This is a genomic window from Streptomyces sp. PT12, from assembly GCF_003311645.1.
GTDB lineage: Bacteria > Actinomycetota > Actinomycetes > Streptomycetales > Streptomycetaceae > Streptomyces.
Genome location: NZ_QEST01000069.1, coordinates 133,494 through 159,106 on the forward strand (window position 1 = coordinate 133,494; position 25,613 = coordinate 159,106).

Sequence of the window (25,613 nt, forward strand, 5' to 3'; positions counted from 1 at the left end):
CTCAATGCGCGGTTCGGGCCGGGCTTCCCGGCGGAGAGCCACTCGTGCGGCCGCGGCGTTGATCGCCGTGTCCGCGCTGACGCTGACGGCGTGCGGTGACGACGGCGACGGCGACCGCGACGAGAGAGAGTCCACGATCGAGCTGCCCGATCTCAGCGGCCAGCGGATCGAGGTCTCCGCCGTCTGGACCGGCGCCGAGCGGGAGAACTTCGAGGCCGTGCTCGACGAGTTCGAGTCGCTCACCGGCGCCACGGTGAGCTTCGTGCCCAGCGGCGACAACGTCTCGCAGTTCGTCGGCACGAAGATCGAGGGCGGCTCGCCGCCCGACGTGGTGATGGTGCCGCAGCCGGGCGTGCTGCGGGAGTTCGCCGAGAACGGCTGGATTGCCCCGGTGAACGACGCGGTGCAACAGCAGCTCGACGCCAACTTCACGCAGGGCTGGCAGGACCTCGGCTCCCACGAGGGCGAGCAGTACGGCGTCTATGTCAAGGCAGCGAACAAGTCGCTGGTCTGGTACAGCCCCGCGGCGTTCGACTACGCGGGCGTCGAACCGCCCGCGGACTGGGACGACTTCGTCTCCACCGCGTGGACGCTGTGGGAGTCGGGCACGACGCCGCTCTCCGTGGCGGGCGGCGACGGCTGGACGTTGACGGACTGGTTCGAGAACATCTACCTCTCCGTGGCCGGTGGCGAGATGTACGACCGGCTCGCCGCCCACGAGATCCCGTGGACCGACCCGAGCGTCACCGAGGCGCTGACGGCCCTCGGCGAGGTCTTCGGGGAGTCGAGGCTGCTGGCCAACGGCACCGGTGGCTCGCTCCAGACGATCTTCCCCGACTCCGTCACCCAGACGTTCATCGACCTGACCACGCCGCACGCCGGGATGGTGTTCGAGGCGGACTTCGTCGGCGCGGTCATCAACGACACCACCGACGCGGTCATCGGCGAGGACGCGCTGGTCTTCCCGTTCCCCTCCGTGGGCGGCGGGGACGCCCCCGTCGTCAGCGCGGGCGACGCCGCGGTGGCGGTGGCGCCGAGCGGCGAGGCGAGCGAGGCGCAGCAGGCGATGCTGACGTTCCTCGCGTCGACGGACGCGGCGCGCATCTGGGCCGAGCGGGGCGGCTTCATCTCGCCCAACAAGTCGCTGGAGTTCGAGGCGTACCCCAACGACGTGCAGCGCGGCATCGCCGAGGCGCTGATCGCGGCGGGCGACGACTTCAGGTTCGACCTGTCCGACCAGACCCCGGCGGCGTTCGGTGGCACGACGGGGCAGGGCATGTGGCGAGGGCTCCAGGACTTCCTGGCCGACCCCGACGACATCGAGGGGGCCCAGGCGTACCTGGAGTCCCAGGCCGCCGACGCCTACGGCGACTGACGACCAGACGGACGGAGACAACTTCCCATGGCATCCGGCAAGGTGGCGGTGATCAGGGCACGGCCCTGGGCGGTCGCGTGCTTTCTGCTGCCCGCGCTGCTGCTGCTCGGCGCGCTGGTCATCTACCCCATCGGGTACTCGGTGTGGCGCAGCTTCTTCGACGCGTCGGGCGACTCGTTCGTCGGCCTCGACAACTTCAAGGAGCTGTTCACCAACGACGGGATCAGGACGGCCCTCCAGAACAACCTGATCTGGATCGTGGTGGCCCCGACCGTGGCCACGGCGCTCGGTCTGGTCTTCGCGGTGCTCACCGAGCGCATACGGTGGGCGACGGCGTTCAAGCTGATCATTTTCATGCCGATGGCGATCTCGATGCTGGCCGCGGGCATCATCTTCCGGCTGGTGTACGAGCAGAACCCCGACCGGGGTGTGGCCAACGCGGTCATGACGACCGTGCACGACACGTTCACGGACGGCTCGTCCTGGCCCGACGCGCAGCCGCGTCCCGACGGCCCGATCGAGGCGCAGGAGGACGGCTCCTATGTCCTGCTGCCGCCCGCCGAGGCGGGCGGGACGGCGCTGCTGCCGCTGGTCGCGGTCCCGCAGCCGGAGCTCGAGGACGCCGAGACGGCGGCGGTGCCCGAGCCCGCGGCCGACGCGGTCACGGGCACGGTGTGGATGGACTTCACGCGGGGCGGCGGCGGCACCCCCGGCGCCATCGACCCCGAGGAGAAGGCGCTGGCCGGGATCGCCGTCGAGGCGGTGGTGGACGGCCGCGTGGTCGCGGAGGCCGAGACGGCGGACGACGGGACGTTCTCGCTGCCCGCCGAGGCCGACGGCGCCCAGCTCCGCATGGCGGCCGACAACTTCTCGGCCCCCTACAACGGCGCCGACTGGCTCGGCCCCTCCCTGATCACCCCGGCGATCATCGGCAGCTATGTGTGGATGTGGGCGGGCTTCGCGATGGTCCTCATCGCGGCGGGCCTGGCCAGCGTGCCACGCGAGACGCTCGAGGCCGCGCGGGTCGACGGCGCCAACGAGTGGCAGGTCTTCCGCCGCATCACCGTCCCGCTGCTCGCCCCCGTGCTCGCGGTGGTGATGGTGACGCTGATGATCAACGTGCTGAAGATCTTCGACCTCGTCTATGTCATCGCGCCGACGGCAAGCCAGGACGAGGCGAACGTGCTGGCCCTTCAGCTCTATCTGTCGTCCTTCGGCGCCGACTCGAACCAGGGTGTGGGCAGCGCCATCGCGGTGGTCCTGCTCCTGCTGGTGCTGCCGGTGATGTACATCAATCTGCGTAGGCTGCGACGGGAGAACGCGCGGTGACCACTCCCACCAAGACCGCTCAACTGCCGGAGCCGGCGGACGCCCGGCAGGTCTCCCCCGCGGGGCCGCCGAAGCCGTCGGTCGCCTCCCGGCTCGCCTCCATCGCCGCGGGCGGCGGCGTACGGGTCGTCCTCGTCGTGCTCGCCGTGGTGTGGCTGCTGCCGACCGCGGGCCTGTTCGCTTCGTCGTTCCGCGACGCCAGGGACATCGCGTCCACGGGCTGGTGGGAAACCCTTACGGATCTCGACCAGCTCACGTGGGGCAACTACGACGCGCTGCTCTCCAGCGACAACTTCACCAGCTCGATCTGGACCACGGTGGCCATCACCGTTCCCTCGACGGTGCTGGTGATCGTCCTGGGCGCGGCGGCCGCCTATGCCTTCGCCTGGCTTGACTTCCCCGGCCGCGACTGGTGGTTCCTGCTGGTCGTCGCCCTGCTCGTGGTGCCGGTGCAGGTGGCGCTGATCCCGGTGGCGCGGCTGTTCAACTCGCTCGGCATCTTCGAGACGACGCTCGGCGTGGTCATCTTCCACACGGCCTTCGGGCTGCCGTTCGCCATCTTCCTGCTGAGGAACTTCTTCGCGGAGATCCCTCGGGAGCTGCTCGAGGCAGCGCGCCTCGACGGGGCGGGCGAGCTGCGGCTGTTCACCCGGGTGGTGCTGCCGCTCGGCGGCCCGGCGATCGCGGCGCTCGCGATCTTCCAGTTCATGTGGGTGTGGAACGACATGCTGGTCGCGCTGATCTTCGCCGACTCGGGCTCGCCGCCCATGACGGTGGCACTCCAGCAGGAGATGCGGCAGCTCGGCAGCAACTTCGACGTGCTGGCGCCCGGGGCGTTCCTGACGATGGTCATCCCGCTGGCGATCTTCTTCGCCTTCCAGCGGCAGTTCGTGTCGGGCGTGATGGCGGGCGCGGTGAAGTAGCGCTTCGCGTTCGGCCGATCCGGGGCGCGGGTCGGGGCACGGGGCGGTGCGCCGGGTCGGGGCACGGGGCGGTGCGCCGGGTCGGCCGAACGGGGGAAAGGGCGGCCTCCAGGGCGCCGGTTCCCCCGAATCCTCGTCCGGAAGGGCGATTATCGGATGGTCGGTGTATCCCGATGCCTTCGCCCTCCGGACGCCCCTGGATGTCGCCGTGCCCCGCTTCAGCATCATCGTGCCCGCCCACCGGATCCAGGCCCAGCTCCCCGCCTGCCTCGCGTCCGTACGCTCCCAGGACTTCGGGGACTTCGAGCTGATCGCCGTGGACGACGCCTCCCCCGACGCCTGCGGCGAGATCATCGCCGAGGCCGCCGCCGACGACCCCCGCGTCGCCGGGCTGCGCATGGAGCGCGCCGTCGGCCCCGGGCCCGCGCGCAACGCCGCCCTCGACCGGGCCAGGGGCGACTACGTCCTCTTCCTCGACGGCGACGACACCCTCGCGCCCGGCGCCCTCGCGGCCGTCGCCGAGCGCCTGACCGCCACGGGCACGCCGGACCTGCTGCTGTTCGACCATGTGCGGATCGCATGGCACGGCGCGAGCGCCCCCGGCACGCGCCCCGGGCTTCTCACTCAGCGCGCGCCCGGCGCGTTCACCCTGGCCGAACGCCCCACGCTGCTGCGCCTGCCGCCCGTCGCCTGGGGCGCCGCCTACCGCCGCGATCTCGTCGAAGGGCTCGATCTGCGCTTTCCCTCGGGGCACTACCAGGACCTGCCGTTCGTCTACGCGGCGCTCGCCGCGGCCGCGTCCATCGCCGTGCTCGACCGGGTCTGCGTCGAGCACCGGGGCCGCAGGAGCGGCGGCAGGACGCGGACGGCGGGCCGCGGCCACTTCGACGTGCTGACCCAGTACGAGCGCGTCTTCGCCCGGCTGGCCGCGCTGCCGGGCGGCGACCGGTGGCGGCCCGCCGTCCACCGCCGCATGGTCGACCACCTCACGGCCGTCTACCACGCGAAGGACCGGCTGCCCGCGGGCGACCGCGCGGAGTTCTTCCGGCGCGCCGCCGCGCTGTGCCGCCGCCGCCGGGCCGCGTCGGGCGCGACCGCGATCGGCGGGCGCGGGCGGCAGGGGTCGCGCGCGCTGCTGATGCGCCTCGGCGCCCGGCGCGCGTTCCAACTGGTGGGCGCCTGCCAGCGCTTGGCCCGGCGACTGCGCGCCCGCGCGCGGGGGCGCCTGCGCGCCTGGCTGCTGCGCGCGCACTATCTGGTCCAGCGGCGCCTCCCGGTGAACCACCGGCTCGCCGTCTTCACGAGCGTCGGCGGCCGCACCGGGCACCCGGCCGCGATCGAGGCCAAGCTCCGCGAGATGGCGCCCGGCATCCGCACCGCCTGGGTCACGCCCCCCGCAGGAAACGCGTCACCAGGAGGAAACGCGTCACCCGACGAGAACGCGCCCCCCGGCGACCGGCTCGCCCCCGGCACCGCGCCCTACTTGGCCGCCATGGCCCGCGCCCGCTACCTCATCAGCGACAACGGCTTCCCCGACGCCCTGCGCCCGCGCGCGGGACAGCTCCGCCTCCAGACCCACCACGGCACCCCGCTCACCCACACCGGGCTCGACGCGGCCCCGCGCGACCTGCCGCGCCTGCTGCGCCAGATCGACAGCTGGGACTACTGCCTCTCCGCCAGCCGCCACGCCACCCTGGCCACCGAGGGCGCCTATCCCGCGGACTATCTGACCCTGGAGTTCGGCTCGCCCCGGGCCGATCTCTTCCACACCGCCACGGGCGACGACGTGCGCCGGGTGCGGGCCGACCTCGGCGTTCCGGACGGCGTGTTGGCGATCCTGTACGCGCCCGCGCGGCGCGGCTACGACCGGGGGCGCCCGCCACGCCTCGACCCGCGGTGGCTCGCGCGGGCGCTCGGCCCCGGCTTTCTGCTGCTGGTGCGCGCCCCCGGCGTGGCGACGGGCGCGGGCGTGCTCGATGTCTCCGCGCACCCCCGGGTCGAGGAGCTGTGCCTGGCGGCGGACGCGCTGGTCACCGACTACGCGCCGGTGCTGTTCGACTATGCCAACCTCGACCGGCCCATCGTCCTGCACGCCGACGACTGGGACGCGTACCGCGCGGTGCACGGCGCCTATCTCGACCTGCCCGCCGCCGCGCCTGGTCCCGTGACGCGCACCCCGGCCGAGCTGGCGGCGGCGCTGTCGGGCGCGGCGCTGTGGACCGGGCGCGAGGGGGCGGAGCGGCGGGCGGCGTTCCGGCGAAGGTTCTGCCCGCACGACGACGGATACGCCGCCGAACGCGTCGTGCGCCAGGTCTTCTTCGGCGGGCGCGGCATCCCGCCGACCGTCCCCGAGGCCGAACGCCGCCCGGCCCCCGCGGCCGTCGCCCCGCGCCCCCGGCTCTCCCTCGCGCCGGGCGGCGGGCTCAGGCGGCGGGTGGGGTGAGGGCGGTGTGGACCGTTGAGGCCGTCAGATAGAACACGTCGGGGCGCGCAAGGATCCCGTCGGGCGCGAGCAGCGCGTCGAGCGCCGTGCGGTCCTCGGGCGCGAGCCGGTCGCCGTCGTTCGCCCTGATCCGGGTGAGGTGGGCGTGCAGATAGGCGCGGCCCACCTCGCCGAGCGGCGCAGGGTGGTCGATCAGGAAGCTGCGGCTGCCCGCGGGGGTGAGCCCGGCGGCGGTCAGCAGCGCGGGCCAGTCGTCCACGGCGTCCACGGCGCCCGGCAGCTGCGCGCGCATCTCGCCGAACCACTCCTCGCCCGCCGCGTCCAGCCTGGCCTGGAGGCCGGGGCGGCCGACGCCAGGGTGGCTCGGCAGAAACCTGACGGGCAGCCCGCCCTCGCCCACCGCGAGCAGCCCGCCAGGGCGCAGCACCCCGCCCAGCGCGGCCAACGCCGCCCGCTGGTCGCCCACATGGTGCACAAACCTGCTCGTCCAGATCAGGTCAACGCCGCCGAACGCGTCGAGTCCTTCGGGCAGCTCCGCCCGGTGGACGCGCACGCGGTCGCCGAGCCCGAGGCGCTGGGCGCGGGCGGTGGCGCGTTCGAGCAGCCCTTCGGCGCCGTCGACCGCGACCACCTCGGCGCCGGGGAACGCCTCGGCCAGCACGCACGTGCCGACGCCTGGGCCGCTGCCCACGTCCAGGATCAGGCGGGGCTCGTCGGGCAGCCGCTCGCGCAGCCAGGCCGCGGCCTCGGCCACGGCGGGGCGGTGCAGCTCACCGCCGCGTTCCAGCTGGTCGGCCATGGCCTCCCAGTCGACGTCGTCGGCGCCATGGCCATGACTGTGGGCATGGCCATGGCGGTCTCCGTGCCCGTCTCCGTGCGGGTGCGGATCGCCGTGCGGGTGGCCGTCGTCGCTGTGGGTCAAGGGGTCCTCCTGGGTTCGGCTCACGCGGGGGTACTCAGGGCGAGCCTGGGCCGCGGCGGCGCCGGGAGCAACTCACGTTGCCATTTCCGGGACGCACTCGCTTGGATGTCGCCATGACGGCTGACATGACCGATGTGCTCGCCGGGGTCGGGCCCCGGCTGCGGCGGGTGCGGACGGCGCGCGGCGTGACGCTGGCCGCGCTGTCCGAGGCGACCGGGATCTCCAAGAGCACGCTCTCCCGTCTTGAGTCGGGGCAGCGGCGGCCCAGCCTCGAGCTGCTGCTGCCCATCGCCAGGGCGCATCGCGTGGCGCTCGACGAGCTGGTGGGCGCCCCCGAGACGGGCGACCCGCGCGTGCGCCTGGTGCCGCGCACGGTGCACGGCCACACCGTGATCCCGCTGACGCGGCAGCCCGGCCCGCTTCAGGCGTACAAGATGATCATTCCGGAGCGGGGCGAGCCGGAGCCGCGCACCCACGAGGGCTATGAATGGCTCTTCGTGCTGGCCGGGCGGCTGCGGCTGGTGCTGGCCGAACGGGACATCGTGCTTGGCCAGGGCGAGGCGGCGGAGTTCGACACCAGACTGCCCCACTGGTTCGGCAGCGCGGATCCACGGCCCGTCGAGGTGCTGAGCCTCTTCGGGCCCCAGGGCGAGCGCATGCACGTCCGCGCCCGCCCCAGGGCGTCCGCGGCCCCACCGGCTGAGACCGGCTGAGACCGCTGGCGCCGCTGGCGCCGCTGGCGCCGCTACCTGTTGCTGCGCAGCAGCGCACGCATCGTACGCATCGCCACCGACAGATTCGCCAGGTCGAAGCTCTCCGACGACTGGATCTCCCCCAGGGTGCCCCTGGCCCGGCCGAGGATCGCGGCGTTCCGCCGGGACCAGGCCGCGAACCGCTCCTCGGGCGCCGCGTCCGCGTCGCCAGCCGCCAGCACATCGGCCGTGATCAACTGGTGCGCGGCGTACAGGTCCTCGCGGATCGCCGTGCGCGCCATGGACTGCCAGCGGTCGGCGCGCGGCAGCTCGCTGATCCTGTTCTGGAGGTCGGAGATCCCCAGCTCGTCGCTGAGGTGGAAATACACCTCGGCGACATCGAGCAGCGGGCGCGCGGTGCGGTCGGCGACCGCCACGATGTCCAGCGTCGGGAACGCCGCCGAGAACCCCGCCACCCGCTGCGCCAGCTCCGTCGGGATGCCGCCCGCCACCAGCTCGTCGAGGCGCGCGGTGTGCCACTCCAGGTCAAGGCCGCGCAGCAGCTTCGGCAGCTCCTGCCACACCTGCCCGACCCGGTCGGCGAACAGGTCGATCGTGTCGGCCAGCTTGAGCGGCTGCGGGCGGTTGTTCAGCAGCCAGCGGGCGCCGCGCTCCACCAGCCGCCTCGCGTGCAGCCGCAGCCGGGTCAGGACCTCGGCCTCCACCACGTTGTCCAGGCTCTCGGCCGTGTCCCAGATCTCGGCCAGGCCGAAGATCGCGCGCGACGCGGTGTGCGCCCTGACGATCTCCTCGGTGGCCGCGCCCGACTCCTCCTGCATCCGGTGGACGAACGAGCAACCCGCCACGTTGATCGTGTCGTTGACCAGCAGGGTGGTGATGATCTCCCGGCGCAGCGCGTGCATCTCGATCCGGTCGGGGAAGCGCTCGCGCAGCGCCGAGGGGAAGTACGCGTGCAGCAGGCGGCCGACATACGGGTCGTCGGGCAGCTCGGTGCCGAGGAGCTCGCCGGTGACCGTCAGCTTGGCGTAGGCGAGCAGCACCGCCAGCTCGGGCTGGGTCAGCCCGCGCCCCGCGGCGCGCCGCTCGCGGAACTCGTCGTCGGACGGCAGGAACTCCAGCTCGCGATCCAGCCTGCCCTCCCCGGTGAGCCGGGCGATAAACCGCTGGTGGGCCAGGATCAGCCCGGGCGCGGTGGCCGCGCCGTTGGCCAGGGCGACGTTCTGCGCGTAGTTGTTCCGCAGGACGAGGGCGCCGACCTCGTCGGTCATCCGGGCCAGCAGGGCGTTGCGCTGCTTGACCGTCAGATCGCCGTTGGCCACCACGGCGTTGAGCAGGATCTTGATGTTTACCTCGTGGTCGGAGGTGTCGACGCCCGCGCTGTTGTCGATGGCGTCGGTGTTGCACCGGCCGCCCGAGGCCGCGTACTCGATGCGGCCGCGCTGGGTCAGGCCGAGGTTCCCCCCCTCGCCGACGACCTTGGCGCGCAGCTCGCGCCCGTTGACCCGGATCGCGTCGTTGGCCTTGTCGCCCGCGTCGGCGTGGGTCTCCCCCGCCGCCTTCACATAGGTGCCGATCCCGCCGTTCCACAGCAGGTCAACGGGGGCGCGCAGGATGGCCTGCATCAGCTCGGCCGGGGTGAGCGAGGGCGCCGAGCCCTCGATGCCCAGGGCCTGGCGGACCTGCGGGGTGACCGGGATGGACTTGGCCGAACGCGGGTGGATCCCGCCGCCCTTGGACAGCAGCGACGCGTCGTAGTCGGCCCACGACGAGCGCGGCAGCGCGAACAGCCGCCGCCGCTCGGCGAACGAGCGGGCCGCGTCCGGGGTGGGATCGAGGAAGATGTGCCGGTGGTCGAACGCGGCGACCAGCCTGATGTGCTTGGACAGCAGCATGCCGTTGCCGAACACGTCGCCCGACATGTCGCCGATCCCGGCGACCGTGAAGTCCTCGGTCTGGGTGTCGTGCCCCAGCTCCCTGAAGTGCCGCTTGACCGACTCCCAGGCGCCGCGCGCGGTGATGCCCATGCCCTTGTGGTCGTACCCGGCCGAGCCGCCCGAGGCGAACGCGTCGCCGAGCCAGAAGCCGTACGAGACGGCGACCTCGTTGGCGATGTCGGAGAACGTCGCGGTGCCCTTGTCGGCCGCGACCACCAGGTAGGTGTCATCGCCGTCGTGCCGCACGACGCCGTCCGGGGGCGCGACCCGGCCGTCCACCAGGTTGTCCGTGATGTCGAGCAGGCCCGAGATGAACGTCCGGTAGCACGCGATGCCCTCGGCCAGCCACGCGTCGCGGTCGGCGGCCGGGTCGGGCAGCCGCTTGCCCACGAACCCGCCCTTGGCGCCGACGGGCACGATCACGGTGTTCTTCACTTCCTGGGCCTTCACCAGGCCCAGGATCTCGGTACGGAAGTCCTCGCGCCGATCGGACCAGCGCAGCCCGCCGCGCGCCACCTTGCCGAAGCGCAGGTGCACGCCCTCGACCCGGGGCGAGTACACCCAGATCTCGAACGCCGGGCGCGGCTCGGGCAGCTCGGGGATGGCCTTGGGCTCCAGCTTCATCGACAGATAGGCGTGGGGCGCGCCGTCCCCGCCGCTCTGGAAGTAGTTCGTCCGGAGAGTGGCCTTGATCACCGTGAGGAACGCGCGCAGGATGCGGTCCTCGTCGAGGTTGGCCACGTGCTCGAGCGCGCCGTCCAGCTCCTCGAGCAGGCCGTCGGTCAACTCCCGGCCCGCGCCCTGGCGTTGCGGGGAGAGGCGGGCCTCGAAGAGGTTCACCAGGAGGCGCGTGGTGTGGGCGTTCTTCCTGAGGGTCGCCTCCATGCGCTCCTGGGTGAACCGGGCGCCCGCCTGCCACAGGTACTTGGCGTAGGCGCGCAGCACCATCGCCTCGCGCCAGGTGAGCCCGGCGGTGAGCACCAGGGCGTTGAACCCGTCGTTCTCCGCCGCGCCGGTCCACGCGGCGGAGAACGCGTCCTGGAAGCGCTCCCTGCCGTCGCCGACCAGGCCACCGGCCAGGCGCTCGGGGATCCGCAGGCCGAAGTCGTAGATCCAGGCGGTCCCTCCGCCGACGGGCCGCAGCTCGTAGGGCCGCTCGTCGACCACCTCGACGCCCAGGCACTGGAGCACGGGGAGCACCGCGGAGAGCGAGACGGGCTCGCCCGTGCGGTAGATCTTGAAACGCCGCTCGCCGGGGCCCGCGTCCACCGGCTCGTAGAGGCTGAGCGCGAAGTCCCGCCCGGCGTCGGGGCGCAGGCCCGAGACATACTGGAGGTCGGTCACGGCGACGCGCGGGGCGAAGTCCGCCTTGTACCCCTCGGGGAAGGCGTCCAGATACTGCCTGCCAAGCTCGGCGGCCCGCTCCTCGCCGCACTCGGCCGCCAGGGCGTCGGCGAAGCCGTCGGTCCACGAGCGGGACGCCTCGGCCAGCCTGGCCTCGATGCGGTCCACGTCAGGCTCGGTCAGCTCGGGCAGCTCGGTGCCGGGCTCGACGCGGACCACGAAGTGCAGCCGGGAGAGCACCGATTCGGTGTTCCACCCGCTGAAGTCCACGCTGGTGCCCGACAGCTCCTCGACGAGGATGTCGGTCAGCCGCAGCCTGACCGACGTCGTGTAGCGGTCGCGCGGCAGATACACCAGCGCCGAGTAGTACCGCCCGTACTCCTCCTGCCTCAGGAACAGCCGCAGCCTGCGCCGCTCCTGGAGGTGCAGCACGGACGTGGCGATGGAGCGCAGCGTGCCGACCGGAGTCTGGAACAGCTCGTCGCGCGGATAGGTCTCCAGGATCTGGAGCAGGTCGCGGCCGCTGTGGCTGTCGGGCGCGAACCCCGCCGAGGCGAGCACCTTGGCGACGTTGCGCCTGATGACCGGGATGCGGCGCACCGACTCGGTGTAGGCGGCGGCGGAGAAGAGCCCGAGGAAGCGCCGCTCCCCCGTGACCCGGCCCTCGGCGTCGAACGTCTTGACCCCGACGTAGTCGAGATAGGAGCGGCGGTGCACGGTGGCGCGGCTGTTGGCCTTGGTGAGGATCAGCAGCCTCGGCTCGCGCGCCTTGCCGCGCGCCGAGGGCGAGAGGCGGGCGAACGCCGCCGACGCGTTGGGGTGCGGCGAGTCGCGGTCGTGCGCGGGGTCGGAGCGCAGGATGCCAAGGCCGGTGCCGGGGACGGCGCGCAGCACGTCGCCCGAGCCGTCGTCGGGCTCGCGCGCCAGCTCGTACTCGCGGTACCCGAGGAACGTGAAGTGGTCGGCGGCCAGCCACCGCAGCAGCTCCCTGGCCTCCTCGACGTCGGGCTCGGGCAGCGTCGCGGGCAGCGCCTCTTCGGGGAGCCCGTCGGCGATGCGCAGCGCGGTGCCGCGCATCTTCTGCCAGTCCTCCACGGCCTCGCGGACGTCGCTGAGCACGGTCCGCAGGCCGGCCTCGATGCCCGCGAGGTCGCCGTGGTCGGTCTCCAGGTCGATCTCGACGTGGATCCAGCTCTCGATGACCGCGTCGTCCGGCAGCTCGTCGGGGTGGTAGGTGGTCGCGGCGGGGCCCTCGGGGTCACGGCCCGCGTCGAGCACCTCGAGCAGCTTCCCCGTGACATCGCGCCGCACGACGATCTGCGGGTGCACGACGAGGTGGATCCCCCGGCCCTGGCGGGAGAGCTCGTTCGTCACGGAGTCGACGAGGAAGGGCATGTCGTCGCTGATCACCTCGACGACGGAGTGGCTGCACGTCCAGCCCATCTCCTCGACCGTCGGGCTGTGGACGCGGATCCTTGCGGTGCCCTGCGGCCGCTCGGCGGCGAGACGGTAGTGCGAGAACGCCGCGCCGTACAGGTCGACCGGGTCCCGCTGGACGATGTCCTCGGGGGCGACATAGAGGTAGTAGCGCTGGAGGTACGCCACGACCGCCTCGGAGTCCAGGCCGTGCCCCGGGGGCCCTCCCGCGGTGCCGCGGTCGGCCACCTGCGCGGCCTGTGTCAGTAGTTCAGCCTTGGCTTCGTCCAGCTTGCTGTGCATGTCCTCTTGCTCCTGTCGCGCGCCGTTGCGTGACGTCGAGAAACGGTCACCGGGCGACGCTCGCTGTGATGGCATGGCCGCGCCCGGCGGTAGGAGTCAGTGGCCGAACAGCCCCGCGGGTACGCGGATTCCGGGGCGGGGCCGCGTCGCCTTCGCCCTGGCGTCCAGGCGCTGTCGCACTGATCACGACGACCAGGCTAGCGCCCCCTCGATAACGGGTGGGTCGACATGGGATGAAAAACGGAGTGCCGGTTCACCACCGGATCGCGGGAAGCTCACCGGGCGTTCACGCCCGCGCGAACAGCTCCTGGGCCGTGCGCACCGCCTCGTCCAGCGTGTCCACCACCGGAACCCCCGCCGCGAGCAGGCTGCGCCTGCTGTGCGAACCCCCCGTGTACAGCACGGCCTTCGCCCCGGCGTGCGCGGCGGCGGCCGCGTCGTCCGTGGCGTCGCCTATCACCACCACGCGCTCGGGGTCGAGCCCGCTGGGCAGGGCGGAGAGCGCCGCGAGATGGCGCGCCATCTGCTCGGCCTTGCCCGTCACGACGCCGTCCGTGACGTTCCCGTCGACGCGCAGGAAGTGGCGGTGTATACCGAGGCGCGTGACCCACGGCAGCAGCCGCTCATGGGGCGCGAGGGAGCACACCGACTGCGTGCGGCCCGCCTCCTGCCAGGCCGCGAGGAGCGCCGCGGCACCCTCGGCGAGCGCGGCCGAGTCGGCCCGCGCGAAGTAGTGCCGGTGGAATGTGCTGTCCATCACAGCCCACTCGTCGTCGGTCGGCAGCCGACCGATCAGCCGCTCGTAGAACCGCGGCACGGGCACGCAGTACAGCTCGCGGTAACGCTCAAGCGTGATGGGGGGTATGCCGATCTCGGCGAACGAGACGTTGGTCGCCTCGACCACCACGTCGATGTCGTGAAGCAGCGTGCCGTTCCAGTCCCAGACGATGTGATCCGATCGCGTCGAGCCGTTCCCTGAAGCCATGCCTCGACAGTACGACGCCCCACCGACAATCGTCCCCGGCCCAGGGGGCGTCGGGGAGCGATCGGCGTCACACGGGGGGTCACGCCGGGGGTCACGTCGGGGGTCAGACCAGGCGGTCGATCTCCTGCACGCCGTACCAGAGCAGCTCGTGGTCGGCGGCCCCGTCCACGACGAACCGCGCGTCGTCGTCGCCCTGGTCGGCCGCGCCCAACGCGTCGGCGGCGGCCGTGACATCGGGCTCGGCCTCGTCCCCGTCGACGTGCACGGAGGCCAGCGCGTGCAGCGGCACCGGCTCGGTCAGCCGCACCTCGCCCAACGACTCGACCAGCAGCGCCTGATCGGGGTCGGCGACCGTGGCCCGGTCGGGCACGTCGGCCGCCGCCACGACCCGCCGCCTGGCCACGCCGGGCTCGGCGGCCAGCAGCCGCAGCGAGGCGGCGGCCGCCCTGCTGAGCGCGGCGTACTCCAACTCCTCCTCGCCGCCCGAGAGATACCACTCGCGCAGCGCGGGGGTGACGGCGTAGGCGGTCACGGGGGCGGGGCCGAGCTTCTCCATGCGGTGCAGCTCGGCGAGCGACGACAGCGTGAGGGGCACATAGACGCGCATGAACGGCCCCTTTCGAGAAGCGCCGTTGTCCTGGCAAGAGGGCGCGGGAGCGACGGGATCTCGCCCTGGCCCGCGGGGCCGCTCACTGTATCAGGGCGACAGGCCCTTGCCTCTGGGTGATTGGAGCCTTACAATCCGCGATAGTTACTCGTCGGTAGCTTGATGCCGGGGCTCGGCCCCCGGCGTTCCTTCATCGGGGGAGGCCCACTCGTGAAAACCGGGAGCCAGACCGGGAGCCAGACCGGGAGCCAGACCGGATATCGCGCGCCCAGAGGCCGCGCCGACCTGTGCCGTAGCGATGTCCGCCGCGCCAGCTCCCGTCGCCCAGCGGCCCGGGTGCCGCTCGCGCGCCGCCCGCACCCCAAGCCGCAGGACTGGTTCGCCCAGCAGCTCGTCCTCGTGCTCAGCGGCCAGCGCCCCGTGCACTCGCTGATGGCGCACGCCCGCGCACGGGCGTACGACCAGCTGGTGCTGCTCGCGCCGCACGCCCCCCTGCGGCCACCGGCCGGGTGCCGGGCGCCGGTCATCCGCGGCGTCGGGGCGAGCCATCCGAGCAGCGAGGCCATCGAGGCGTTCGTCCGCGTCGCGGCGGGCGGCCGGACCCGGGCCCTGGCCTTCCGCCTCGAACGCCGCCCCGGCACCGCCCACTGGCAGTGCTGCGCGGTCGAGTTGGACACGGCGCCATGAGCCAGGCGACCGGCCGCCGGACGCCACCGCTCCTCGCGTGGCGGCTACTTCTTGCGGCGGCGGCCGCCCTTCTGCGCCTTGCGGCGCTCGGCCCTGGTCAGCCCGTCGTCGGAGACCGCACCCCCGGCGCCGCCCTGCCCGGACGCGGGCCGCTGGTCGCCCGCGGAGAAGTCGCCCTCGACGACCCCGCCCGCGCCGTCCACGGTGGGCGCCGAGAAGTGCAGCCGGTCGGCGCGCTTGGGGGTCTCGAGCCCCTTGGCGCGGATCGCGGGACGGGCCCCGCCCTGCGCGGCGCCCGCGGGCACCGCCTCCTGGGGGGCCTCCTGCTTGCCCGCGGCGGGCGCCGCCTTCTCGCCACCCTGCACCGGGACCTGCTCGACCTGCCGCTCGACCTGGACCTCCAGGTTGAACAGATAGCCGACGGACTCCTCCTTGATGCCCTCCATCATGGCGGTGAACATGTCGAAGCCCTCACGCTGGAACTCCACCACGGGGTCCCGCTGCGCCATCGCCCGCAGGCCGATGCCCTCCTGGAGGTAGTCCATCTCGTAGAGGTGCTCACGCCACTTGCGGTCGAGGACGGACAGCACGACGCGCCGCTCGAGCTCGCGCATCACCTCGGAGCCCAGCTCTTCCTCACGCTTGTCGTACCGCTGGTGGATGTCCTCCTTGATGGACTCCACGATGAACTCAGGGGTCAGCCCGTCCCTGCCCCCGGTCTGCTCCTCAAGCTCCTCGACCGTGGCCCCCACCGGGTAGAGCTGCTTGAACGCCCCCCACAGCCGGTCCATGTCCCATTCCTCGGCGAAGCCCTCCACGGTCTCGGCCCGCACATAGGCCTCGATCGTGTCGTCCATGAAGAAGCGGACCTGCTCGTGCAGATCCTCGCCCGCGAGCACCCGGTGGCGCTCGCTGTAGATGACCTCACGCTGCCGGTTGAGGACCTCGTCGTACTTGAGGACGTTCTTCCTGATCTCGAAGTTCTGCTGCTCGACCTGGCCCTGGGCGGAGGCGATCGCGCGCGTGACCATCTTGGCCTCGATGGGAACGTCGTCGGGCACGTTGGCCATCGACATCACGCGCTCGACCATCGCCGCCTTGAACAGCCGCATCAGGTCGTCGCCCAGCGACAGGTAGAAGCGGGACTCGCCCGGGTCGCCCTGACGCCCGGACCGGCCGCGCAGCTGGTTGTCGATGCGGCGCGACTCGTGCCGTTCGGTGCCCAGGACATAGAGCCCGCCGAGGTCCTTGACCTCCTCGAACTCCGCCTGCACCGCCTTCTCCGCGGCTTCGAGCGCGCCGGGAAGCGCCGCGGCCCACTCCTCGGCGTGCTCCACCGGGTCCAGGCCCTGCCCGCGCAGCTGGCCCTCGGCGATCTCGTCGGGGTTGCCGCCCAGCTTGATGTCGGTGCCGCGGCCCGCCATGTTGGTGGCGACGGTGACCGCGCCCTTGCGCCCGGCCTTGGCGACGATCGCGGCCTCGCGCTCGTGGTTCTTGGCGTTGAGCACCTCGTGGCGCACCCCGCGCTTGTTCAGCTGCTGGGAGAGATACTCCGACTTCTCGACCGAGGTGGTGCCGACCAGCACCGGCTGCCCCGACGCGTGCTTCTCCGCGATGTCGTCCACCACGGCCGCGAACTTCGCGACCTCCGTGCGGTAGATGAGGTCGGAGCGGTCGATGCGCGCCATCGGCACATTGGTTGGGATGGGCACCACGCCCAGCTTGTAGATCTGGTGGAACTCCGCGGCCTCGGTCATCGCCGTACCGGTCATGCCCGCGAGCTTGTCGTAGAGGCGGAAGTAGTTCTGGAGGGTGATCTTGGCGAGCGTCTGGTTCTCGTCCTTGATCTTCACCCCCTCCTTCGCCTCGATCGCCTGGTGCATGCCCTCGTTGTAGCGGCGGCCCGCCAGGATGCGGCCCGTGTGCTCGTCGACGATCACGACCTCGCCGTCGAGGACGACGTAGTCCTTGTCCTTCTTGTACAGCTCCTTGGCCTTGATCGCGTTGTTCAGGTAGCCGACCAGGGGGGTGTTCACCGACTCGTAGAGGTTGTCGATGCCCAGCCAGTCCTCGACCTTGGTCACGCCCGCGTCATGGATGGCGACCGTGCGCTTCTTCTCGTCGACGTCGTAGTCGCCGGTCTCCGCCTGCTGCCGGGTCGGGATGGCCGCCTCGCCCTTCTCCAGGCGCTGCACCAGCTTGGCGAAGTCCGCGTACCACTTGGTGGCCTGGTCGGCGGGGCCCGAGATGATCAACGGAGTCCGCGCCTCGTCGATGAGGATCGAGTCCACCTCGTCCACGACCGCGTAGTTGTGGCCGCGCTGGACCAGCTCCTCCTTCGACCAGGCCATGTTGTCCCGGAGGTAGTCGAAGCCGAACTCATTGTTGGTGCCATACGTGATGTCACAGGCGTACTGCTCACGGCGCTTGGCCGGCGGCATGCCCGCGGTGATGCACCCGACCGTCAGGCCGAGGAAGCGGTGGACGCGGCCCATCCATTCGGAGTCACGCTGCGCCAGGTAGTCGTTGACAGTGATCAGGTGAACGCCCTTGCCCGACAGCGCGTTGAGGTAGGTGGGCAGCGTGCCCGCCAGCGTCTTGCCCTCGCCCGTCTTCATCTCGGCCACATAGCCGAGGTGCAGCGCCGCCCCGCCCATCAGCTGCACGTCGTAGTGGCGCTGGCCCAGCACGCGCTTGGCGGCCTCCCGCACCGTGGCGAACGCCTCGGGCAGCAGGTCGTCCAGGGACTCGCCCTCGGCGAAGCGTTCCCTGTACTCGTCCGTGAGCGCCCTCAGCTCCGCGTCGGTGAGATCAACGAAGTCCTCTTCGATGGAGTTCACCTGGTTCGCGATGCGTTGCAACCTGCGCAGGATCTTGCCTTCGCCTGCACGCATGATCTTGTTGAAGACGGACACGAGGGCTGGTCTCCTTGCCGGTCGGGCCTGGCGCGGTTGGGAAGCGCGGGCACAGCGGATGGCCCCGCCGCATCGGCCATGGTATGCGAGCGCCGGTGGCAGTGTCAGTGGTCGGCTCTACGATCCTCCGCATGACTGCCGCACTCTCGCACCTGTCCGCCGACGAGGCCCGCCGGATCGCGCTGCGCGCCCAGGGGCTCCTCGGGGCGCCCGACCGGAGGGCCGGAGTCCGGGGGGTGCTGCGCCGGCTCGGCGCGATCCAGCTGGACACGATCTCGGTGCTGGCGCGCTCGCACGAGCTGCTGCCGTACGCCCGCCTCGGCGCGATCGACAGGTCGGCCGTCGAGGACGCGTACTGGGCGGGCGGCCGCTCCTTCGAGTACTGGTCGCACGCCGCGTGCATCCTGCCGATCGAGGAGTGGCCGCTGTTCTCCTTCCGGCGCCGCGCGTACCGGGCCCGCGAGCGCTGGCACGCCGAGCTGTCACCCACCGCCTACGACAAGGTGATCGCCAGGCTCCGCGACGAGGGGCCGCTCACCGCGACCGAGCTGGGCGGCGCGAAGAAGGGCGGCATCTGGTGGGACTGGAGCGACATCAAGATCGCCGTCGAGCGCGCGCTCACCTACGGCGAGGTGGTGTGCACCGAGCGGCGCGGCTGGAAGCGGGTGTACGACCTCGCCGAACGGGCCGTCCCCGCCGAGCTGTTCCACGACGACCTCGACGACCACGAGTGCCTGCGCAGGCTGGTCGCCCAGGCGGGCGCGGCGATGGGGGTGGCCACCAGGGCGGACCTGGCGGACTACCACCGGCTGACCGGGGCACAGGTGGAGTCGGTCATCGAGGAGACCGGTCTTGTGCCGGTGGAGGTCGAGGGGTGGGTGTCGGGGAGCGGTGACCGGCCGCGGGCCTGGGCCGACCCGGCCGCGCTGGCGACGCCGCCGCGGGGGCGCCATCGGACCACGCTGCTCTCGCCGTTCGACTCCCTGATCTGGGACCGGCCGCGTACGGAGCGGATCTTCGGCTTCGTCCACAGGCTCGAGGCGTATGTGCCCGCGCCCAAGCGGATCTACGGGTACTTCTCGATGCCGCTGCTGTCGGGCGGCAGGCTGCTCGGCCGGGTGGATCCGGCCCGCGAGGGCAGCACGCTGGTGGCCAGGCACGCGGCGTTCGAGGCGGGTCAGGTCAAGGCCGTCGCGGCCGTCCCTGCCATGGCGGTGGCGCTTGCCGAGGCCGCCCGCTGGGTGGGGTGCGACCGGATAAGGATCGAGCGGACGACGCCCGACGAGCTGCGCGGCCCGCTGACCGACGCGGTGAGCCGGGTGGAGATCTGAGAAGGGCAGAGGATCGTGGCGATCCGGGCGCGCGGTGAGGGGGTGAGAGGGCGGGGTGAGGGGGCGGCTCAGCCGCTCTCGAGGTCCAGGATCTTCTCGCGCATCGCGTAGACCACGGCCTCCATCCGGGAATGCAGCTGAAGCTTCTCCAGGATGTTGCGCACATGGTTCTTCACGGTGTTCTCGCTGATGAACAGGTCCTTGGCGATGTCTCGGTTGTTCTTCCCTGTGGCGACGAGCTTGAGCACCTCCAGCTCGCGGTCGGTCAGCTTCGGCGCGGGCACGAGGCGCCGCTCGTCGGTGCGCTGGATCAGCGACTTGAACTCCGTGAGCAGCTTGGCCGCCATCGAGGGGCTGATCTGCGACTGCCCGTCGGCCACGGCGCGGATCGCCGCGGTGACCTCGTCGGTGGAGATCTCCTTGAGGAGATAGCCGGTGGCCCCGGCCTTGATGGCGTCGTAGAGGTCGGCCTCCTCGTCGCTGATCGTCAGCATGATGATCCGCGCGCTGGGGGCCACCTCCTTGATGGAGGTGCATGCCTCGATCCCCCCGCGCCGGGGCATCCGCACATCCATCAGCACGATGTCGGGCAGCAGGTCGGCGGCCTTCTCCACGGCCTCGGCTCCGTCCCCCGCCTCGCCGATGACCTGGATGTCCTCCTCCTGGGCCAGCACAATCTCAAGGCCCCGCCGGAACAGCTCGTGATCGTCCACCACCAACACCCTGATGGGCTCCCGCTGCTCCCGCACCGGGACCACGCGCTGCACGCGGTGCGGCCCCTGGGACATCGTGGGCCCGAAGGCGTCCACCATCGTTCCTCCCCCTTGCCGGTCGATACGCGACTGCCACAATCGGCGACCCCATGATTCCATGGCGGCACCCCGGGCCGGATCCACGATCGGGCCCCGGGGTGCCGATCCGTGTGCCGCGCGTACGGGTGCGGGTACGCGCGCTCAGGCCCCCAGGGCGCCTCCGGCCTCCTCGGGTGACGCGTCCCCCGCCAGGGCGTCGGGCCCGAGGTGGATCACGCCGTAGTCATAGGCGTGCCTGCGGTAGACGACGCTGGGCTGCTTGGTCTCGGCATCGACGAAGAGATAGAAGTCGTGACCGACCAACTCCATCTCATACAGCGCCTGTTCGAGCGTCATCGGCGCGGCCCTGTGGGTCTTCTCGCGCACCACCAATGGCCCGTCCCCCTCGACCACGACCGAGCCCACCCGCCTGACCGGCGGCGCGGCGGGCTCGGGCAGCGCGGGCTCCGGCTGAGCCCCGCCGTTCAACGGGGCGGCGTCGCGCACCACCGCGGCCACCTCGCTGGCCGGGATGCGATCCCGGCCGCGGCGGCACCTGCGCTTGTCGTGCTGGCGACGCAGCCGGGACTCCAGCTTCTCGACCGCCAGGTCGAGCGCCCCATAGGGATCCGCCGCCGACGCCTCGGCCCGCACCACGGGCCCTCGGTGCCGCAGCGTGATCTCGACCCGGTCCGAGCGGTCCGCCTGACGGGGGTTGTGCTCCTTGGACACTTCCACATCGAGGCGGGTGACCTTGCCGTCGATTCTCTGGATCTTGTCCAGCTTGAGCTTCTCGGCCACGTGCCGGCGGAATCGCTCCGGCACCTCTGTCTTACGGCCCTTGACGACGATGTCCACGCTGAACTCCGTTCCGGATGGTCCCGTCGGCGGTGACGGGGCCCCTCCTTCGCGCACTGGAACCGGAACCGCCGGTGTCCACGGCGGCCCTGGGGGTTACGTCGGGGTACCGACTTTCACCTCCTTCTCCCCCGGGAAGACGGTAAACATCCACCTGACATTCAGATAGGGAGATCCGAAGTCGAACAATCGCGGAAAGCGATCCATATCCAGTTATGCCGGACTCGCGGCGAGCTTCTTCTTCGAACGTACTCCGCCGACCCTCTCAAGGGCACCCCTACCCACACGTAGGTCACATCCACCCCATCGGGGGACCCGCGATCACCGCGGCGCCCAGCGGCAGACCACCGGCCGACCGCACCGCGCGCGCCGCCTCGACCAGCGAGGCGCCGGTGGTCAGCACATCGTCCACGAGCACCACACGCTCGCCCGGCGTCAACGCCCCTGACCGCACCGTGAGCGCCCCCGCGAGATTGGCCACCCGCTGCCCGGCCGTCAGCCCCGCCTGGTCCGCCACCGGACGGCACTGCCGCAACGCCCGGGCGACCCGCACCGCCCGGCCCTCGCGCCGCAGCCACCCGGCCGCCGCCATCGCCAGCCGCCGCACCGGATCATGCCCCCGCCGCGCCACCGCCGCCCGCGCCGAGGGCACCGGCACCAGACCGATCACCTCGCCCGACGCACCGCCAAGCGCACCGCCAAGCGCACCGCCCGGACTCCCCCTCGGCCCACCCGCCACGGCCGCGCGCACCCCCGCAGCCAGCCCTCGCCCCAGCGGCCCCGCAAGCCCGAGCATCCCCCGCTCCTTGTGCGCGAGCAGCATCGCCCGCGCCTCGTCGGCGTACTCCGCCACGGCGTACACCGCGGGAAGGCCCGCTGGCTCGGGCACCGGCCACACCCGCCGCGCGGGCCGGGCCCACAGCAGCTCACGGCAGGCCGCGCACAGCACGCCCCACCCCACGCCGCAGCCCGCACAGGCCGTCGGCAACATCAGCGAGCCCAGCTCGCGCCACCACTCACGCATGCCCCCACGTTCCCCCACCGCCCCCCGGCGCCCCCACCCCCGAAAGTAAGGAAGATTCCCGCCGAAAGTCAGGTTTGGGACACACTCCACACAGAAGGACACACTCGGCAAGGAGGGATCAGCCGGGGTAGACCGGCGCGTACCCCTCGGCCCCGCCGTCCAACACGAGCTTCCACTCCGGGTCGTCCCGGTCGAGCCGCACGATGCCCGCGTCGATCTGCGCGAGCAGCGGCTGCTCGGAGTCCTCCGACGCGGCCACCTCGACCACCTGATTGAGCCCGGGCACGGTCGGGAGGTTCGTCGACGACCCGTCGATCGCCAGATACTGCACCTGCTGAACGCCGTCCGCGGGCCGCCCCACCACGACCAGCGTGCTGCTGCCCGCCCAGGACACCGCCACGACGTCCACAAGCCGCGGCGCCACCTCGCGCAGCGCCGCCACCCGCACCGTCTCGCCCTCGGGGCCGCTGGTGCGTTCGACCCGCCCCATCTGGAGCGACGTGGCCTCGCCGTCGCTGACCAGCGCCACGATCCGCACCCCGTCGGGCGCGACGCGCACCGCCTGGATCCGCTCGCCGGGCGCGAGCCCCTGCACCGGGATCTCCCGCGCCGCGCCCTCGCCGCCCGTCAGCCGCAGCAGCCGCGGGGCGTCGGGGTCGCGGTCGGCCACCCACAGGTCGCCGAGTCCGTCCCAGCTCGGCGCGCTCAGCCCCGCGTTCTCCCCGGAGGAGTCGCTGGTCAGCGCCGTCTCCCTGGTGCCGCCCGCGCCGAGCGGGGCGATGTCAAGGACGGACCCGTCCGCGCTCACCCCGGCGGCCAGGTCGCCGTCCCTGCTCACCGCGGCGCTGCGCAGCCCGGCGTTCTCGTCGCCGAACGCGCCGCTCACCGGCCGCGACGTGCCGTCCCGCTGCGCGAGCGACGTCAGCCGCCCCGTCTCGCCGAGGAAGTACGCGCGGCTGACCTCGCCGTCCAGCGCGCCTGGCGCCGTCTCCTGCGCCGCCGCGTCGTCGAGGCCGCACAGCGACGCCCCCGACTCCGTCCGCAGCCGCACCTCCGTCACCTCGGCCGACGCCAGATCCCGCACCGTGTGCAGCAGCTGGCTCGCCATGCGCTCACAGCTGTCGCGCGACCAGCCCTCGGGAACGCCCGTCAGGCGCACCGTCAGCCGCCCCGAGTCGTCGATGGCGGGCCGCTGCCCGTCCGCGAGCGCCGCCCCGTCGGGGAACATCGTCGACACCACGGGAGCCTGCCACTCGCTCGGCCCGTCGAGCAGCGCCTCGATCACATCCCGCACCGGATCGATCCGGCTGCGCACATAGACCGGATCGGGAACGAGCACATCCGTCTCATCCGCGGGCCGCCCCCACTCCCCGCCCAGATCCGCGTAATAGAACGTGTCGGCGGAGCGGTAGATCCTGCGGAAGTCCGCCTCCCCCATCACGACCCCGTCGGGCAGCGCGTCGATGCGCCACTCCCCGTCCACCTGCTCCAGCTCGAACGACGCCGTGTACGTGCCCGCCCGCGGGTCGTACCCGTGCGCCCCGTCCACCGTGGCAAGGCGCAGCCCGCTCAGCTCGACGCGTTCGCCCTCCCCCGCGGGCCCGCTCAGCCGCGGCCCCGACGCCAGCACCGTCGTGCTGAAGAACGGGTCCCACTCCTCCGCGCCCCGCGGCGTCAGATACCGCTTGGCCATCTCGTAGTCGGGGTCGTCGCTCGTCACCGCCTCGAGGAAGCCCCGCACGATCTGCTGCGGCAGCATGCCCTCCTCGGGCGGCACCCCGTACACCAGCACCTGCGCGTCGGCGTCCGACGCCTCCGACGAGTCGACGGACTGCACAGGGCCGCTGTCCGGCATCGAAGCGCAGCCCGTCAGCAGCAGCCCCGCGGACAGCAGTCCGGCCGCCGCCCGCCGCCGTATCCGGTCAGTCCCCATGCCCGCCCCTCGCGCTCGGCTCGCTCGGCTCGGCCGCCGCCGCGGCCACCGCGGACCCGGACCGCGCGGGCGCCGGAACGCCCCGCCCCCGTCGCGCCCGCGAGTCACCCGGCTCGAGCGGCAGCGGCGAGCCGCGCAGCGCGCCCCCGGCCGTGGCGGGCAGCGTCAGCCGGAACTGCGCCCCACCGCCTGGCTCGCCCCACGCCTCGAGGCGCCCGCCGTGCAGGTGCGCGTCCTCCACGGCGATCGACAGGCCGAGGCCCGTGCCGCCCGTGGTCCGCGCCCTCGCCGGGTCCGCGCGCCAGAAGCGGCTGAACACCTGGTCCACCTCGCCGGGCCGCAGCCCGATCCCGTAGTCCCGCACCGCGATCGCCACCGCGCCGCCGTCCGCCGCGACGGCGAGCTTGACCACCACGTCGCGGCCCTCGCCGTGCTCGATGGCGTTGACGACGAGGTTGCGCACGACGCGTTCGATGCGCCGCGCGTCCACCTCGGCCACGATCGGCCTGGCGTCCCCGCGTACCAGCAGCCGCCCGCCGCGCCGCTCGGCCAGCGACTCGAAGCTCTCGACGACCCGGTGCACCACGTCCCGCAGGTCCGTCGCCTCCGCCTCGAGCACCGCGGCACCCGCGTCGAACCTGCTGATCTCCAGCAGGTCAGCGAGCAGCAGCTCGAAGCGGTCGAGCTGGCTCAGCAGCAGCTCAGCCGACCGCGCCGTCGCCGGGTCGAACTCCCCGCGCGCCTCGTGGATGACGTCCGCCGCCATCCGCACCGTCGTCAGCGGCGTCCGCAGCTCGTGCGAGACGTCGGAGACGAAACGCCGCTGCATCCGCGACAGCTCCTCCAGCTGCTGGATCTGCTTCTGGAGGTTGCGTGCCATTTTGTTGAACGATTCCCCGAGCCGCGCGATGTCGTCCTCGCCGCTCACCTTCATGCGCTCCTGGAGCCGCCCCGCCGCAAGCCGCTCCGCGATCCCCGCCGCCATCCGCACCGGCGTGACCACCTGCCGTACCACCAACCACGCGATCGCCCCGAGCAGCGCCACCAGGAAGACCCCCGCCGTCGCGAGCGTGCCCGTGACCAGGCTGAGCGACTTCTCCTCCTGCGTGAACGGGAACAGGTAGTACAGCTGATACGGATTCCCCGCCACATCGGTCATCCGCTTGCCGATGATCAGCCCCGCCTCGGACGTCCCGTCCGTGCGCACGATCGTCCCGTACTGCCGCTGCGTCGCCCGGTCGTCGTCCACCGCCTCCCGCATCCCCTCCGAGATGCTCAGATCGGTGTCCACCGCCGAGGACACCCGCGGCCCCCGCGGCGCGAACCCCGTGTCCCCCGCGAACGCGGGCGAGAGCTCCGACGGCAGCGCCACCACCGAGAACACGCCCTGCCCACCGCTCGCCAGCTGCTGCACCACCTCGGTCGACCACGTCGCCGCGTCGACCGAGAGCACCGCCCCCGCCTCGCTCGCGTCCACAGTCGCCCGCTCCCGCGCCACCTGGAAGCCCCCGTCGGCCTGGCTCTGCGCCGTCTGCCGCTTGGCCTCGAGCAGCCCGTTGCGCACCTGGCCGATCACCACCACACCGAGCACCAGCACCACGGCCATCGAAAGCAGCAGCGTGCTGGCCACCACGCGCAGCTGGATGTTCCTGCGCCACAGCCGCATCACCGAGAGCAGCGGCCCCCGGGCCCAGCGCCCGAAGATCCGGATAGCGGGCTGCGCCCGGCTGCCTGTCGCTCCTTCCGACAGCAGCCGGGGGCTCTGCCACCACACCCGGTC

At 72.4% G+C, this 25,613-nt stretch carries 16 protein-coding genes and 1 pseudogene; 7 read left to right on the plus strand and 10 right to left on the minus strand.

Features of this window, described 5'->3' with window-relative positions; genetic code table 11:
- The first annotated feature begins 4 nt into the window (after positions 1 to 4).
- The 4 genes from DEH69_RS06160 to DEH69_RS06175 all read left to right on the plus strand — a co-directional run bounded on the left by DEH69_RS06160 (position 5) and on the right by DEH69_RS06175 (position 6,070).
- Complete coding sequence (locus tag DEH69_RS06160; protein WP_113685850.1) at positions 5 to 1,375, plus strand: ABC transporter substrate-binding protein; 1,371 nt, start codon at positions 5 to 7, stop codon at positions 1,373 to 1,375.
- A gap of 27 nt (positions 1,376 to 1,402) precedes the next feature.
- Positions 1,403 to 2,704, plus strand: coding sequence for a carbohydrate ABC transporter permease (locus tag DEH69_RS06165; protein WP_113685851.1), 1,302 nt, complete (start codon positions 1,403 to 1,405; stop codon positions 2,702 to 2,704).
- Between the two features lie 23 nt (positions 2,705 to 2,727).
- Positions 2,728 to 3,627, plus strand: a complete 900-nt coding sequence (locus tag DEH69_RS06170; RefSeq protein ID WP_258534476.1) for a carbohydrate ABC transporter permease — start codon at positions 2,728 to 2,730, stop codon at positions 3,625 to 3,627.
- Between the two features lie 208 nt (positions 3,628 to 3,835).
- The gene (locus DEH69_RS06175) at positions 3,836 to 6,070 is read left to right on the plus strand and encodes a CDP-glycerol glycerophosphotransferase family protein (RefSeq protein ID WP_113685884.1); all 2,235 of its coding nucleotides are present in this window, start codon (positions 3,836 to 3,838) and stop codon (positions 6,068 to 6,070) included.
- On the opposite strand, the gene DEH69_RS06180 is transcribed toward DEH69_RS06175, so the two are convergent.
- Positions 6,051 to 6,992: a class I SAM-dependent methyltransferase gene (locus tag DEH69_RS06180; RefSeq protein ID WP_258534472.1), complete on the minus strand. Its 942-nt coding sequence runs from the start codon at positions 6,990 to 6,992 to the stop codon at positions 6,051 to 6,053. The genes DEH69_RS06175 and DEH69_RS06180 overlap by 20 nt on opposite strands.
- 113 nt (positions 6,993 to 7,105) lie before the next feature.
- Here DEH69_RS06180 and DEH69_RS06185 point away from each other — a divergent pair, with 113 nt between their 5' ends.
- Positions 7,106 to 7,705: a helix-turn-helix domain-containing protein gene (locus tag DEH69_RS06185; protein WP_220131198.1), complete on the plus strand. Its 600-nt coding sequence runs from the start codon at positions 7,106 to 7,108 to the stop codon at positions 7,703 to 7,705.
- A gap of 32 nt (positions 7,706 to 7,737) precedes the next feature.
- Here the strand turns inward: DEH69_RS06185 and DEH69_RS06190 are convergent, their stop codons facing one another.
- From DEH69_RS06190 to DEH69_RS06200, 3 genes are all read right to left on the minus strand, one after another.
- Complete coding sequence (locus tag DEH69_RS06190) at positions 7,738 to 12,702, minus strand: NAD-glutamate dehydrogenase (protein ID WP_113685854.1); 4,965 nt, start codon at positions 12,700 to 12,702, stop codon at positions 7,738 to 7,740.
- A 286-nt stretch (positions 12,703 to 12,988) separates the two neighbouring features.
- Positions 12,989 to 13,687 (minus strand): HAD family hydrolase, encoded by a 699-nt coding sequence (locus DEH69_RS06195; protein WP_113685855.1) that lies wholly within the window; start codon positions 13,685 to 13,687, stop codon positions 12,989 to 12,991.
- A 103-nt stretch (positions 13,688 to 13,790) separates the two neighbouring features.
- Positions 13,791 to 14,294: a hypothetical protein gene (locus DEH69_RS06200; RefSeq protein WP_113685856.1), complete on the minus strand. Its 504-nt coding sequence runs from the start codon at positions 14,292 to 14,294 to the stop codon at positions 13,791 to 13,793.
- Between the two features lie 210 nt (positions 14,295 to 14,504).
- On the opposite strand from DEH69_RS06200, the gene DEH69_RS06205 reads away from it, so the two are divergent.
- Positions 14,505 to 14,981: an Rv3235 family protein gene (locus tag DEH69_RS06205; protein ID WP_258534473.1), complete on the plus strand. Its 477-nt coding sequence runs from the start codon at positions 14,505 to 14,507 to the stop codon at positions 14,979 to 14,981.
- Between the two features lie 44 nt (positions 14,982 to 15,025).
- On the opposite strand, the gene secA is transcribed toward DEH69_RS06205, so the two are convergent.
- On the minus strand, positions 15,026 to 17,896 hold the full coding sequence (gene secA, locus DEH69_RS06210) for a preprotein translocase subunit SecA (RefSeq protein ID WP_113685858.1): 2,871 nt from the start codon (positions 17,894 to 17,896) through the stop codon (positions 15,026 to 15,028).
- A gap of 131 nt (positions 17,897 to 18,027) precedes the next feature.
- Between secA and DEH69_RS06215 the strand changes: the two genes are divergently transcribed.
- Entirely contained in the window at positions 18,028 to 19,227 is a 1,200-nt protein-coding gene (locus DEH69_RS06215; protein WP_113685859.1) for a winged helix-turn-helix domain-containing protein, read from the plus strand.
- A gap of 68 nt (positions 19,228 to 19,295) precedes the next feature.
- Here the strand turns inward: DEH69_RS06215 and DEH69_RS06220 are convergent.
- The 5 genes and pseudogenes from DEH69_RS06220 to mtrB form a co-directional block, all read right to left on the minus strand.
- Positions 19,296 to 19,961, minus strand: a pseudogene (locus DEH69_RS06220) (response regulator); the annotation flags it as partial.
- Between the two features lie 219 nt (positions 19,962 to 20,180).
- Positions 20,181 to 20,933 (minus strand): ribosome-associated translation inhibitor RaiA, encoded by a 753-nt coding sequence (gene raiA / locus DEH69_RS06225; protein WP_258534474.1) that lies wholly within the window; start codon positions 20,931 to 20,933, stop codon positions 20,181 to 20,183.
- Between the two features lie 235 nt (positions 20,934 to 21,168).
- Positions 21,169 to 21,900 carry a ComF family protein gene (locus DEH69_RS06230; protein WP_113685862.1) on the minus strand — a complete coding sequence of 244 codons (732 nt, stop codon included), beginning with the start codon at positions 21,898 to 21,900 and terminating at the stop codon, positions 21,169 to 21,171.
- Between the two features lie 118 nt (positions 21,901 to 22,018).
- Positions 22,019 to 23,833, minus strand: a complete 1,815-nt coding sequence (locus DEH69_RS06235; protein ID WP_113685863.1) for an LpqB family beta-propeller domain-containing protein — start codon at positions 23,831 to 23,833, stop codon at positions 22,019 to 22,021.
- The gene (mtrB, locus tag DEH69_RS06240; RefSeq protein ID WP_309302763.1) at positions 23,823 to 25,586 is read right to left on the minus strand and encodes an MtrAB system histidine kinase MtrB; all 1,764 of its coding nucleotides are present in this window, start codon (positions 25,584 to 25,586) and stop codon (positions 23,823 to 23,825) included. Before mtrB ends, DEH69_RS06235 begins: the two co-directional genes overlap by 11 nt.
- Positions 25,587 to 25,613: the final 27 nt, after the last annotated feature.

Bases quoted from the DNA above. Each gene is read 5' to 3' on its own strand.
- DEH69_RS06185 (WP_220131198.1), top strand. From the start codon at position 7,106: ATGACGGCTGACATGACCGATGTGCTCGCCGGGGTCGGGCCCCGGCTG.
- DEH69_RS06190 (WP_113685854.1), bottom strand. From the start codon at position 12,702: ATGCACAGCAAGCTGGACGAAGCCAAGGCTGAACTACTGACACAGGCC.
- DEH69_RS06160 (WP_113685850.1), top strand. From the start codon at position 5: ATGCGCGGTTCGGGCCGGGCTTCCCGGCGGAGAGCCACTCGTGCGGCC.
- DEH69_RS06200 (WP_113685856.1), bottom strand. From the start codon at position 14,294: ATGCGCGTCTATGTGCCCCTCACGCTGTCGTCGCTCGCCGAGCTGCAC.
- DEH69_RS06165 (WP_113685851.1), top strand. From the start codon at position 1,403: ATGGCATCCGGCAAGGTGGCGGTGATCAGGGCACGGCCCTGGGCGGTC.
- DEH69_RS06215 (WP_113685859.1), top strand. From the start codon at position 18,028: ATGACTGCCGCACTCTCGCACCTGTCCGCCGACGAGGCCCGCCGGATC.
- DEH69_RS06195 (WP_113685855.1), bottom strand. From the start codon at position 13,687: ATGGCTTCAGGGAACGGCTCGACGCGATCGGATCACATCGTCTGGGAC.
- DEH69_RS06230 (WP_113685862.1), bottom strand. From the start codon at position 21,900: ATGCGTGAGTGGTGGCGCGAGCTGGGCTCGCTGATGTTGCCGACGGCC.
- DEH69_RS06235 (WP_113685863.1), bottom strand. From the start codon at position 23,833: ATGGGGACTGACCGGATACGGCGGCGGGCGGCGGCCGGACTGCTGTCC.